This window comes from Streptomyces sp. ME02-8801-2C, assembly GCF_033793965.1.
Classification (GTDB): Bacteria; Actinomycetota; Actinomycetes; order Streptomycetales; family Streptomycetaceae; genus Streptomyces.
In genome coordinates this window covers 725,921-738,824 of record NZ_JARAXP010000001.1, presented here as the reverse complement: position 1 = coordinate 738,824, position 12,904 = coordinate 725,921, and the positions used below count along the sequence as shown (strand labels likewise).

Below are 12,904 nucleotides of genomic sequence, written 5' to 3'. Positions count from 1 at the left end.
TCCGCATCTCGGGGGAACCTCAAACCACCAGGTCCGGCTCCAGCCCGAACTGATGGTCCGGGCCTCCAGTTTGGTCCGCCGCTGACATCGCAACCGCCGCTTACATGTGGGTGCCGCCGTCTATGCGGATCTCGGTGCCGGTGATGAAGGCGCCGTCCACCGAGCCGAGCATGGCGACGACGCCCGCGACCGTCTCCGGACCGGCGAAACCCTGGCCGATGGCCGGGAGCAGCTTCATCATGACTTCGTAGTCCGCGTCGTCGGGCAGGCCCGGGCCGACGTTCTCCTTGCTGGTGCCGCTCGCGTCGGTCATGCCGGAGGAGATCGAGCCCGGCGCGACGGCGGTGAAGCGGATGCCCTGCTTGCTGTACTCGGCGGCGAGCGCGTGGGTCATGGCCTGGATGCCGCCCTTGCTGGCGGCGTAGGCGGCCATGTAGGGGTGCGCGAAGCTCGCCGAGGTGGAGCTGAAGTTGACCACGGCCGGGTTCTCGCCCCGGAGCAGCGCTGGGATCGTTTCGCGGATCATCAGGAAGGTGCCGGTCAGGTTGACCGCGATGACCTGGTTGAACTGTTCCAGGCTGGTCTCGTGGGTGTGCGAGGAGCGCAGGATGCCGGCCGCGTTGACCAGCACGTCCAGGCCGCCGCCGAGGGCGGCGAGGGCCGCCGCGACGGCCTCGCGGACGGAGGTCTCGTCGGCGATGTTCACCTGGACGGTGTGCAGACGGGCCTGGGTACCGGTGTCTGCGGCGAGCTTGCGGGTGGCGGTCAGGCCGGCCGTATCGACGTCGGTGGCGACGACGTGACCGCCCTCGGCGAGTATGCGCAGGACGGTGGCCTGGCCGATGCCGGAGCCCGCTCCGGTGATCAGGACACGGCGGTCGTTGTAGCGGTTCATGGGAGTGCTCCAGTCGCTGGCGAGTGAGTCTGGTGGTCGGTCGGCTGGTGGAGGTATGGCGTGGCCTTGGGTCGGCTGCCTGCGCGGAATCGTTCACAAAGGTGACGGCACCGCCGATGAGCCGGATGCATTCAGGCTGGGCGGAGTCGCAGGCAGGCCGGCCGGGCTCGCCCGACTCCAGGAACTGGCCCCAGGCGGTGGCGAGTTCCTCGCAGGTCGCCTGCTCGCGAGTCACGTTTGTTTCTCTTGCGACAGAGACGGAGCCCACGCGGACCAAGCCGTGATCGTTCAGCGTGCGTCGAGGGTGAGGTGTGAGACGCCGTGCAGGTGCGACGTCGCGGTGACGTGGACGCTCCCGGTCCCACCCGTGGATCGCAGGACGGCGAGAGCACGACCGCGGTGAGCGCGCTGAGTGGGATCGGTGAACGGACGGGTGGGGTCAGGTCTGGCGCTGCCGTACCCCACGAGTTCGGCCGGGCCCTCGACCCTGAGCTCGATGTCGTCGTCCGCGAGCATCTCCACCGTGCCGGAGCCGTCGACGATCTCGATCTCGACGAACGCGAGGTCGTCGCCGTCAGCCCGCAGGCGAGGCCGGTCCGAGGTCAGACGGACCTCGAGGTCGTCCCCCGCCGAGCGGAGCACCGTCCGGGACACCTCATGCCCTCCGCGATAGCCGACCGCGACGAGTTCGCCGGCGGCGTACGTGGCGGTGAACCGAGCGGTGTAGCGACGTCGGCTCCCGGCCCTGCGACGGCCGGCGGAACGCCCGTTGACGAACAGCTCCACCTCGTCGTCCGCGGAGTAGACCTCGATCTCGGCCTTGCGGCCCGCGCACCCGCGCCAGGCCCAGCTCTCGACAGCGTCGGTGCTGCGCCACGCGACCCGAGCGACGGGCTGTCCCGCCCGGTCGAGGGGCCGTACACCGATCGCCGGCCCGGGGTGCGTTCCCCATGCCACCTGCCCGAGGCGCAGCGAGAAGTCCGGCTGCCCGGTCAGGTCGATCACCCCGGGCCCGGCGATGAGGTAGGGGTACGGCTTGACCAGCCCGGTCCTGCGGCCGGGCGCCCACACCCCGACCCCCGACTCTCCCAGATATTCCCAGCCGACCCAGATGAAGTCGCCGATGACGGACGGGTACGCCGTGACGAGGTCCCACGCGCGGGCGATGTCTCCCGGCAGGGTCTCGCTGCCGACGATCACGCGGTCGGGGTACGCCTTCACGTCGTGCTTGTACCGCGCCAGCCCGTAGTTGTAGCCGGCGATGTCCACCTCACCGAACGCGTCGCGTGTCGCACGGTCGGCGATGGGGAGCCGCGAGACGACGTCCATCATGCGCCCGATCTGGTTGACCAGACGATTGGCTTCCGTGCTGCCGGGCCCCTGCTTGTTGGGTGGAGCCCCCTCCGGCGTGTCGGAAGTACCTGCGTACGGGGACCTGTTCATCGACGACAGGACGTTGAGGAAGATGTTGAGTGCCACCGTGACCGGGCGGTCCGGGTCCGCCGCCTTGACGTACGCGGTGATCTCACGCGTGAGCGCGACGCCGTCGGGGTGCGCGGTCTCGGGGATCTCGTTGCCGATCGAGTAGATGACGACGGAGGGCCGGTTACGGTCCTTCTCGATCATGCGGTCGGCGTCCTCGCGCCAGGTGTCAAGGAACCTGTGCGCGAAGTCGTGCGTGGACTTGGACTGGATCCAGTAATCGGCGAGCTCGTCCATCACGTACACGCCCAGCTCGTCGCACGCGTCGAGCAGGTGACGTGACATCGGGTGGTGCGCCGACCGGACGGCGTTGAAGCCGTTCTCCTTGAGGATCCGGATGCGCCGGAACTCCGCGGCCCGGTGGGTGGCGGCGCCAAGGACGCCGTTGTCGTGGTGGATGCACGCGCCGCGCAGGTTGACCTGCTCCTTGTTGATCCGCAGGCCGTGGCGCGCGTCGACGTGCACCGTGCGTAGCCCCACGAGCTCGCGACGGGTGTCGACGACGGCACCGTCGTGCTCGACCGTCGTGACGAGCTGGTAGCGGAACGGGTCCTCGGCGGACCACAGGCGGGCCCCGGGCACGTGCAGGTGCGCGATCCCGTCGTCGGCCGCCACGGCCTGCGCCACGGCCCCTGCCTCGGAGTGCAGTACGGTGCGGACGTGGACGGGCCTGTCGCTGTTGTTCACGACCGCGGTCCGGACCTCGACGACCGCGTCGGCGCCGTGGAGCGTCGTCCGCACGCCGACCCCGTCGTCCTCCAGGCGCACACGACCGCGGATCCGCAGGGACACCGACCGGTACAGGCCGGAGCCGGGGTACCACCGGCCTGCGGGCTGCGCGCTGTTGTCGACGTCGACAGCGATCTCGTTCTCGTCGTCCCAGTTCAGGACATCGTCGATACGGAAGCCGAACTCGGTGTACCCGCTGCGCACGGTCCCCACCCGGTGGCCGTTCACGGTCACGACCGACTCGCCCATGATGCCCTCGAACCGGAGCTGGACGTCTCCACCGCGGTACGCGGGGTCGGCGTACCAGCGCGTGCGATAGACGTACCGGCCACCCGGGAACCATCCGGTGTCGGACCTGCCGGAGGCGTCGGACGACCGGGGCTCGGTGATCATCGCATCGTGCGGGAGGCGTACGGCTGCCTCTTCGGCACTGCCCGGGCGGCACATGGTCCAGTCACGAAGGTCGATGTGATCTGCGTCGAGCTGCACGTCGGTCCTGGTCATCCGGTCACTTCCAGGGTGGTCGTGAGCTCGGCGGTGGAGCTGCCCCCGACCCAGAGGTCGAGGACGGTGGCGTCGAGCTGGTACGTGCGGGTCGCGGCGCTCCAGTACCGGAGCTGGTCGGGGCCGAGTTCGAAGCTCACCGTGGTGGTGGTGCCCGCGGGGACCGGGACTCGCTCGAAGCCCTTGAGCTCCCGCACGGGCCGCGACGACGCCCCGTAGCGCTGGTGGACGTAGAGCTGCACGACGTCGTCGGCGTCGCGCTCGGAAGTGTTGGTGACGTCGACCGACACGGTCGCGGTGTCCCGGCGGGCCATGGACGTCCGGTCGATCCGGAGGTTCGTGTACGCGAACGTGGCGTAGGACAGGCCGTGGCCGAACGGGTACAGGGGCGCCCCGTCGTCCTCGAAGTACCGGGCGTGCTGGTCCTGCGGGGCGAAGGTCCGGTAGTGGGAATACACGAGCGGCACCTGACCGACGTGGCGGGGCCAGGTGAAGGGCAACCGGCCGGCGGGCGAGACGTCACCCACCAGCATGGAGGCGACCGCTTCGCCCCCACGTGTCCCCGGGTACCACGCCTGCACGATGGCGGGGACGTGCTCGTCCGCCCAACGCAGGTCCAGCGGACGGCCCGACAGCACGACCAGGACCACGGGCGTGCCCGTCGCGGCGACGCGCTGCAATTGTTCGAGCTGACGGCCGGGAAGGTCGAGCGTGGAGGTCGATGCCTTCTCGCCGATCTGGTTCTGCGGCTGCCCGACGACCACGATCGCGATGTCGGCGTCCCGGGCGGCGGCGACGGCGTGCTCGATCTCGGCGTCCTCGTCCAGGTCGGGCGGGGTCGGGACGACCGTCGGGTCCAGGACGTCGAACGGCGACGGGTGCAGCCGCTCGGGGGCACCCACCCCGGCCGAGTACTCGACCCGGACGCCGTCCCCGAGCCGGGCACGCAGGCCGTCGAGGATCGTGACCGCCTCGGAGGTGTCGTGGTCGAGCACCCACGGTCCGAGCGTGTCGCGCCGGGAGTCGGCGAGCCGACCAATGACTGCGAGGCTGGTGAGCTGCTCGGGCCGCAGGGGCAGTGTGGCCGCGTCGTTCTTGAGGAGGACAAGGGTGCGCTCGGCCGCGTCCCGGGCGGCGTCACGGTGCGCCGCGGCGTTCAGGACCGCGGGTGCCGCGTCCTCGTCGGTGTAGGGGTTCTCGAACAGACCGAGCCGGAACTTCACCGCGAGTACCCGCGACGCGGCGGTGTCCAGCGTTTCCTCGGTGACCAGCCCGTCGCGTACCGCTTGCGGGAGGTGGTCGAACGCCGGGGTGAAGGTGCACATCTCCATGTCGAGGCCCGCGTTCAGCGCCCGCACGGCGGCGTCCCGCTGGTCCTTCGCGAAGTGCTGTGTCTCCAGCGACTGCACGGCATTGGCGTCCGAGACGACCCAGCCGTCGAAGTGCAGTTCGTCGCGCAGCAGTTCGCTCAGCAGCCACCGGTTCGCGGAGGCCGGCACGCCGTTGAGGTCCATGTAGGCGCTCATGACGTTGGTGGCGCCCGCTTCGATCGCGGCTCTGAAGGGCGGCAGGTACACGTTGCGCAACTCGGCGTCGGAGATGTCGGCGTCGTCGTAGTCGCGCCCGCCGCGAGCGGCGCCGTACCCCAGGAAGTGCTTCGCACCGGCAAGGACGCTCTCGGCCCCGAGGTCCCCCTGGAACCCGCGGACCTGCGCCGCGGCCATGGCCGAGGCGAGCACCGGGTCCTCCCCGGCCCCCTCGATCATGCGGCCCCAGCGAGGGTCGCGGGCGATGTCGATCATGGGTGCGAACGTCCAGCGGATCCCCGCCGCGCGCGCCTCGCGGGCCGCGACGACCTGCGCCGCCTCTGCGGCGTCCGGGTCCCAGCTCGCGGCCATCGCGATCGGCACGGGAAAGACCGTCCGCAGCCCGTGGATCACGTCGTTGCCGAACAGCAGCGGGATGCCCAGCCGGGTGTCCTCGACGGCGCGGCGCTGCAGTCGGTTGCCCAGGGCGGGGTCCTTGACGAACAGCAGCGACCCGGCGCCGCCACGGGAGACGGCGGTCTCGACCTCGTGGGGCTGCTGGACGAAGGCGCGGTGCTCGGGCGGCAGGGACTCGACGTCGAAGTCGTCGGGGATCGGCTCGCCGGTGCCCATGTAGAAGAACTGGGTGAGCTGTCCGGCCTTCTCCTCCAGGGTCATGCGGGCCAGCAGATCGGTCACCCGGTCCTCGACCGGCAGACCGGGGTTGCGGTAGCGCGTCTCGCCCTCCGTCTCCCGGGCGCCGGGGCCGGCGTCGTTCGGGATCGTGTCGGGGGTGGTTGTCATCGGGAGTTCTCCTTCGTTGTGTACCGGAACGTGCGCGGGTCGACGTAGCCCGACGGCGCCTCGACGCCGACGACGCGGCCGGAGCGCCACCCGGTCATCTCGGTGGAGAGGCAGCGGCCGTCGAAGGTGCCCGGGACATGCGGTGCTTCGCCTTCGACCTGCACGGACAGTTCGACGAGGTCGGCCTCGTCGGGCGCCCGGCACGGGTTGCCCGGCGGGAGTCAGTTCGCGCTCGGCGCGGCGGCGTTGAAGGCGGCGTACTGCTCCTCGAGGTCGAGGAGGAATTCGGGGCCGCCAGGCACCATGGCGGCCGCGTCGCGGATCGTCGTCTCGCCGGACTCGGTGTCGGACTGGTCGATGTACGCCGCGGCCTCGGGGAAGTAGCGGACCAGGGTGTCCGTGAAGATCTTCATGGCCCCCGGCCGGTCCATCAGCTCGCCGAGCGTGGTGTCCAGGGTGACCGGGCCGCTGGGTGGTGCCGTTGCCGGCAGGTGGACGGTCCAGGTGTGATGACCGGCGGTGACGTCGAACGGTGAGCCTGCTGGGCCGGGCAGGTCGACCACCGCGGTCGCGTTGGGCGGGACGAGCGCGGTGACGTGAAGCTCCTCGCCATCCAGACGCCAGGCGATCTCCGCGCGGCCGTAGGGGGTGAGCAGCGCCGCCCGCGCGCGGGTCAGCCCGCCGCCGGGGCGCGGGGCCAGGCGCAGTTTCCGGTAGCCGGGCTCGGCGGGGGCCAGGCCGGCGACGGTGCGGTGCAGCCAGTCGGCGACGGCGCCGAGCGCGTAGTGGTTGAACGAGGTCATGCCGCTGGGGTTGACCGTGCCGTCGGGCAGCAGGCTGTCCCACCGCTCCCAGATGGTGGTCGCACCCTGAGTGACGGGGTGGAGCCAGGACGGCTGCTCGGTCTGCAGCAGCAGTCGGTAGGCCGCGTCCAGGTGACCGGTCTCGGCGAGGGCGTCGCAGATCAGCGGCGTGCCGACGAAGCCGGTGCTGATCTTGTAGCCGCCGGCGCGGACCAGGCCGGCCAGCCGCTTGCCGGCGTGCGCGCGCTGCGCCTGGTCGGGCAGCAGCGCGAACTGGAGCGCCAGCGCATAGGCGGTCGGGGCGTCCGACATCATCCGGCCCGCGCCGGTGACGTACTCGGAGGCGAACGCCTGACGGACCTCGGCGGCGAGAGCGCCATAGCGGACGGCGTCCGCCTCGCGGCCGAGCAATCGCCCCGCCTGGGCGACGATCTCGGCGGAGCGGGCGAAGTAGGCGGTGGCGACGATCTCGCCGGGGGTACGCGCCTGATCCGGGCGTCCTGCCGGGGCGTTCGGATCCAGCCAGTCGCCGAACTGGAAGCCGCTGTCCCACAGGCGTGACTCCCCGGCCAGCGAGGCGACGTGGTCGACCCAGCCGCGCATGCTCTCGAACTGGGCCGCGAGCACGCCGAGGTCGCCGTAGGCGTGGTGGAGCACCCAGGGCACGACCGTGGCGGCGTCGCCCCACGCGGCGGTCGGGGTGTCGGCGCCGTCGACGCATTTGGGCACCACGAACGGAACCCCGCCGTTCTCACCCTGGTCGGCGGCGAGGTCGGCGAGCCAGGAGGTGAGGAAGCCGGCGCTGTCGTACAGGTAGGCGGCGGTGGGGGCGAAGACCTGGATGTCGCCGGTCCAGCCCAGGCGCTCGTCGCGCTGCGGGCAGTCCGTCGGGACGTCGAGGAAGTTGCCGCGCATGCCCCAGACCACGTTCTGGTGCAGCCGGTTGAGCAGTTCGTCGGAGCTTTCGAAGGTGCCGGTGCGCTCCAGATCGGAGTGGATCACCACGGCACGCAGGTCATCGGGATTCAGCTCGCCCGGCCAGCCGGTCACCTCGGCGTAGCGGAAGCCGTGGAAGGTGAACCGCGGCTCGAAGGTCTCCGGACCGCCGCCGCGCAGGATGTAGCGGTCGGTGGCCTGCGCGCTGCGCAGCGGTGCGGTGGCGAGCTCGCCGTCCTCCAGCACCTCGGCGTGGCGCAGCACGATCTCCTGCCCGGCCTCACCGGTCATCGTCAGCCGCAGACGGCCGACGAGGTTCTGGCCGAAGTCTACGATCGTCCTGCCCGAAGGCGAGGTCGTGACGGCGGTCGGTGCCAGCTCCTCGATCCGGCGGACGGGCGGACCCACGGGGGCGACGAGCGTCGCCGGGTCACGCTCCTCGACGCGCACGCCCCGCCAGTCGGTGGGCTCCACGCGGGCGTCGTGGGTCTCGCCGTCGTAGAGGCTGCTGCGGCGGATCGGGCCCTGGGCGGCCTGCCAGCGGCCGTCCGCGTCGGTGGTCACGGTGTCGGTGCTGCCGTCGGTGTAGCGGATCTCCAGCTGGGCCAGCCAGGCCAGCCGGTCGCCGTAGACGGCGCGCTTGTCGCCGGTGAAGCCGAGGCGGCCGCGGTACCAGCCGTCCGCGAGAAGAGCGGTCAGGTTGTTCTCGCCGTCCTGCAGGAGGGCTGTCACGTCATAGGTCTGGTAGCGCAGGCGCTTGCCGTACGTGGTCCAGCCTGGGGCGAGGACGTGGTCGCCGACCGGCGAGCCGTTCAGCTCCGCCTCGTAGACGCCGTGCGCGGTCGCGTAGAGCCGGGCGGCTGCGACGCCGGGGCGGATGGTGAAGCCGCGGCACAGGTGGGTGGCCGGCTGGTCCTGCTGCGCGTCCTCGTCCCAGTCGGCACTCACGAAGCGGGCCTGCCAGTCGTCCGGGTGCAGCAGCCCGGTCTCGGCGAAGGCCGGTTCGCTCCAGCCCGACCAGGCTCCGTCCGTGCCTCGGACACGTACCCGCACGCCCACGCGCTCTCGCGAACCGAGGGCGTCGAAAGGCCAGGCGACCAGGACCGACTCATCGCTCTCGGCCTCGGCCGTCGCGACCACGTCGCCCTCCGCGGCCAGTCGCTCGATCTCGTAGGCCGCCTGCCGCCATCCGGGCAGCTCGGTCCGGGTGGTCCACGACAGACGGGGGCGGGATTCGCCGATGCCGAGCGGCTCGCGGTGGTGCTCGAACCGCAGGCGCGCGACTGCAGGGGCGGGGAATAGGGCTTCAGGCACGGCGTCTGTTCCTTGCTGTCGGGGCTGTGCGCGGGCGTCGTACGCCTGTTGCGGCGATCACGAGGACGACTGAGGAATGGAACGATTCAATTCCCGGTGGTGGCTCTCGGCACACCGGTGAGATTCCTTGGCGGCAACCCTAGCGCCGAATCCCAAACAGAGCTAGGTTTCTGCTCCGTTAACCCAGCGCAACGCGCCATGACCGTCCCAGATTCCCGCCCCCTCCGGAATTCAGGGGTGGGGCGTCGGCCGACTGAATGGGTTCAACGCCCTACTGTTGCTCCGTCGACCGGAGCCCATCCATCGAGAGGGCACACCGCCGTGACATCCTCACTCAGCCCCGCCGCGCCTGCGGCCGAAGCCGAAGCCACCCACCCCGTCCGCGGTGCGCGCTTCGCGCTCATCGCGCTCGCACTGCTGTGGCCCACCCAACTGCTCACCCTCGTCGGCATGCTGACGGGCAACGCACAGGCGGCCGTGGCCATCCACTTCCAGACCACTCACATCGCCTGGTTCATCCTGTCCACGGCGCTGGTCTCCACCCTGCTGACACCGTTCGTGATCAAGGCCGCCGATCTCTACGGCAAGCGCCAGGTGATGATCGCCATCACCCTGATCGGCCTGGTCGGCGACATCATCGCCGCCTCCGCGGGCAACTACTCCATGATGCTGATCGGCCGCAGCATCGCCGGCTTCTACGGGCCGATCGGCGCCCTCACCTACGCCACCGTCCGCGAGGTCCTCCCGCCGAAGCAGGCCGCCACGGCCAGCAGCATCGTCGGCAGTGGTGTCGCCTTCGTCGCCATCGGCGGCCCGTTCCTGACCGGCTGGGTCCTGGACGACTACGGCTTCCGCGGGGTCCTGTGGTCCATCGTCGCGGCCACCGCCATCGGCCTGCTGCTGATCCTGTTCGCCGTGCCGAAGACCCACTACCGCGACCCCTCCGCCCGGATGGACTGGATCGGCGGCCTGCTGCTCGGCGGCGGACTGACCGCGCTCACCTACGGCATCGGCCAGGGGACGGACTGGGGCTGGACCTCCGCCGGCACGCTCGGCTGCGTCATCGGCGGCCTCGCAGCCATCGCCCTGTTCGTGGTCTCCCAGAAGCACATCGCCCAGCCCCTTGTCCACCTGACCATGCTGGGCCGTCGCAAGGTGTGGACCGTCATACTGGCCACCGCTCTCACCGGCGGCGCACTCTTCGGCACCGGCATCATCGCCTCGCTGCTGGTGCTCTACCCGAAGATCCCGACCATCTCGGACGGCCTCGGCATGAGTGCCACTCACGCGGCGGTGATCGGCCTGCCGGCGAGCCTCCTGATCCTCGCGGTCGGCTTCGGCACAGGGGTGCTGCTGCGGAAGGTCGACGCGCGCCTCCCGCTGGTCCTCGGCGGCCTGATCTCCACCGTGGGCTACCTGGCTCAGGCGGCCTACCACTACACCAACGCCGAGCTCATCTGGTGGGGCAACCTCTTCGCGATCGGCTTCGGCATGATCGTCGCGGTGATCCCGATCCTGATCATGCGGGCGGTATCGGCGGAGGAGCAGGCCATCGCCAGCGGCATTCAATGGATGTCGATCGGCGTCGTCACCACGCTGGTCACCACGCTCACGTACGTCATCCTGGCCCGCGACGGCAAGGTGCTCGAGGGAACCCAGTTCTACCTGGACCGGGGCTACAAGAACGCCTTCTACTTCGCCGCAGGTGTGGTGTTCCTCGGCACGCTTGCGGGGCTGCTGATCCCGCGCCTCAAGCCCGCCGCGGACGTGGAGGCGGCCTGAGCGGGAACGGGTGCGTGATGTCCGGCTCCGGACATCACGCACCCGGCGGCCGGCACAGGCGGTTGAAGGCGTCGATCGCGGCCACCATGTCGATGCCCTGGTCCAGCAGCCACTGCTGCTGCAGGCCGTCGGAGACGGAGATGAGAAGCTGCGCCAGCTGCTCTGCCGGGATGTCGGTACGCACGCTCCCCTCGGCCTGGCCCTGGCGCAACCCGTCCTTGATGGTCTCGCGCAGGCGGGTGTAACGCTCGGCGAAGAAGCCGTGCGCGGGATGCTCCGGGTCGGTCGCATCGGCCGACAGGTTCACGAACAGGCTGACCAGACCCGGCGAACGGGTGTTGTGCTCCGCAGTTCGGGCCATCGCTTCACCGGGGCTGATCTCCGGGCTCGCATGCTCCGCCGCGTCCGCGGTGTCACGCTCGGCGAGGACCGCCGTCAGCAGCTCCTCGCGGGAGTCGAAGTAGTGCAGCACCCCGGCCTGCGACATGCCGACCCGGTCGGCGATCTCCCGCAGCGACGACCCCCGGTCCCCATGCTCGGCGAACACCTCCAGCGCGGCGCGCATGATCTGCGCCCGGCGCTCAAGCCCCTTGCGGTACGGCCCTCTCGGCCTGCGTGCGGTGGTCACCGTCGGACCGTACCGCGCCTGGGACCCTCTGTGAAAACCGAATGACGTTAGCCGTTTACTGTCCGCTCTCAACTCCGAGAGCGCGCACCTGTCCACGTTTCCCGTCGCCACCGGTGGAGTGTTCTCACAGTCGGCAAGCGTCGTCGCCGACAGCGAGGAATCTGGTCCTGGTCCGTGTGGGGTTCTGGCCCACACGGACCGGACGGCCGGAGCGGCGCCCCCAGTCTTCTGGTTCAGGTTTGCCTTCATCTCAGTCCCCTGGGACTTTTCTGGGACTTTCGGCCCCAGCAAGCGGCACGAGCGTGAAACAGCCGAAAGGTCATTCGCACAGGTCATCGACCACAAGTCACTCATCGCGGCAGGTCACCGCGTTCCCTGGTCTCTTCCGGGACATCTGACGAAGTCGCCCACGCCGTGCACGGCCCCGGTCCGACGCGGTACAGGATCGCTGCCCGTGTACGGCCGCTCCAGCCCCAGCTTCTCCGCGCTCAGGCGACGAGGCGGGGGCCGGCGACCGGGGTGGGAGCCACGCCGAGGTGTTCGAGCAAGAGCCCTTCCCGGGTGGACCAGGGGCAGATCTCGACGCTCTTGGCCCCGCAGGCTTCCATGAGGGCCTGTGCGATCAAGGCTCCAGCGAGGGACTGCTCGGCGCGGTGCCGGGAGATGCCCGGCAGCTTGGCACGGCGGGACGGCGTCGCATCGGCCAGCAGAGAGACCGCCGTGCGCAGTTGGGGCAGTGTCAGCCGCTGTGTACGCGGTGTCCTGCTCTGGGCGGTGGCGAGCCGGGCGAGCTGTTCGAAGGTCTTGGAGGAGGCCAGCACCCGCCCTCCCCGCTCGGCCTGCGGCAGGCCGGGGACGGCTTCCAGAGACTCGCGGAGGTACTGCCGGACTTCGGCGAGACGGCGTCGGGACGGCACGGTGCCGCCGGGAAGCCGGTCCCGGGTGATCCTCCGGGCGCCCAGCGGCAGCGAGTGGACGACGCGGGGCTGGTCACCGGTACCGGAGGCGATCTCCACGGTGCCGCCGCCGATGTCCAGGACCAGCAACTGCCCAACCGTCGGCCCGGCCCACTGGCGGGCGGCCACGTAGGCCAACCGCGCCTCCTCCTCGCCGGTCAGCACGCGCAGGCGGGTGCCGGTGGCGCGTGCCACTCGCGCGATGATCTCGTCACGGTTGGGCGCGTCCCGGATGACGGAGGTCGCGAACGCGAACACTTCCGGTCCGGCCAGACGCGGACCGGCGGTGACGGCCTCGGCCACAGCCCGCTCGACACTCTTCATGCCGACCTTGTCCAGACGCCCCTTGCGGTCGAGGGTCTCGTGCAGTCTCAGCCGGACCTTGCGGGAGAACACCGGCTCCAGTACCGATCCCGGACGCCGCCGCACCACCGTCAGCAGAGCGCTGTGGCACCCGACATCGAGCACACCTGCCTGCCGCATTCCGCCGCCTCCCCCTGCCCCGCGCTCGACTGGCCCGGCTCCTTGTCCCATCCTCGAAACCC

At 70.6% G+C, this 12,904-nt stretch carries 8 protein-coding genes; 1 reads left to right on the top strand and 7 read right to left on the bottom strand.

Features of this window, described 5'->3' with window-relative positions:
* Positions 1 to 100: 100 nt before the first annotated feature.
* The 5 genes from PV396_RS03180 to PV396_RS03160 all read right to left on the bottom strand — a co-directional run bounded on the left by PV396_RS03180 (position 101) and on the right by PV396_RS03160 (position 8,993).
* Positions 101 to 895, bottom strand: coding sequence for an SDR family NAD(P)-dependent oxidoreductase (locus tag PV396_RS03180; RefSeq protein ID WP_319200024.1), 795 nt, complete (start codon positions 893 to 895; stop codon positions 101 to 103).
* Between the two features lie 288 nt (positions 896 to 1,183).
* On the bottom strand, positions 1,184 to 3,610 hold the full coding sequence (locus tag PV396_RS03175; RefSeq protein ID WP_319200023.1) for a glycoside hydrolase family 2 protein: 2,427 nt from the start codon (positions 3,608 to 3,610) through the stop codon (positions 1,184 to 1,186).
* Positions 3,607 to 5,940, bottom strand: coding sequence for a glycoside hydrolase family 3 N-terminal domain-containing protein (locus tag PV396_RS03170; RefSeq protein WP_319200022.1), 2,334 nt, complete (start codon positions 5,938 to 5,940; stop codon positions 3,607 to 3,609). Before PV396_RS03170 ends, PV396_RS03175 begins: the two co-directional genes overlap by 4 nt.
* The gene (locus PV396_RS03165; protein WP_319200021.1) at positions 5,937 to 6,104 is read right to left on the bottom strand and encodes a hypothetical protein; all 168 of its coding nucleotides are present in this window, start codon (positions 6,102 to 6,104) and stop codon (positions 5,937 to 5,939) included. The genes PV396_RS03170 and PV396_RS03165 overlap by 4 nt, the downstream gene beginning before the upstream one ends.
* A 57-nt stretch (positions 6,105 to 6,161) precedes the next feature.
* Entirely contained in the window at positions 6,162 to 8,993 is a 2,832-nt protein-coding gene (locus PV396_RS03160; protein WP_319200020.1) for a family 78 glycoside hydrolase catalytic domain, read from the bottom strand.
* A 321-nt stretch (positions 8,994 to 9,314) separates the two neighbouring features.
* Here PV396_RS03160 and PV396_RS03155 point away from each other — a divergent pair, with 321 nt between their 5' ends.
* The gene (locus tag PV396_RS03155) at positions 9,315 to 10,775 is read left to right on the top strand and encodes an MFS transporter (RefSeq protein ID WP_319200019.1); all 1,461 of its coding nucleotides are present in this window, start codon (positions 9,315 to 9,317) and stop codon (positions 10,773 to 10,775) included.
* Between the two features lie 34 nt (positions 10,776 to 10,809).
* Here PV396_RS03155 and PV396_RS03150 read toward each other — a convergent pair whose 3' ends face one another.
* Together PV396_RS03150 and PV396_RS03145 are read right to left on the bottom strand one after the other, a co-directional pair.
* Positions 10,810 to 11,403, bottom strand: a complete 594-nt coding sequence (locus PV396_RS03150) for a TetR/AcrR family transcriptional regulator (RefSeq protein ID WP_319200018.1) — start codon at positions 11,401 to 11,403, stop codon at positions 10,810 to 10,812.
* Positions 11,404 to 11,891: 488 nt separating this feature from the next.
* Positions 11,892 to 12,842 carry a hypothetical protein gene (locus PV396_RS03145; protein ID WP_319200017.1) on the bottom strand — a complete coding sequence of 317 codons (951 nt, stop codon included), beginning with the start codon at positions 12,840 to 12,842 and terminating at the stop codon, positions 11,892 to 11,894.
* Positions 12,843 to 12,904 lie beyond the last annotated feature (62 nt).

Excerpts from the sequence above, each read along its gene's own strand:
- PV396_RS03170 (WP_319200022.1), bottom strand. The coding sequence starts at position 5,940 with ATGACAACCACCCCCGACACGATCCCGAACGACGCCGGCCCCGGCGCC.
- PV396_RS03180 (WP_319200024.1), bottom strand. The coding sequence starts at position 895 with ATGAACCGCTACAACGACCGCCGTGTCCTGATCACCGGAGCGGGCTCC.
- PV396_RS03175 (WP_319200023.1), bottom strand. The coding sequence starts at position 3,610 with ATGACCAGGACCGACGTGCAGCTCGACGCAGATCACATCGACCTTCGT.
- PV396_RS03145 (WP_319200017.1), bottom strand. The coding sequence starts at position 12,842 with ATGCGGCAGGCAGGTGTGCTCGATGTCGGGTGCCACAGCGCTCTGCTG.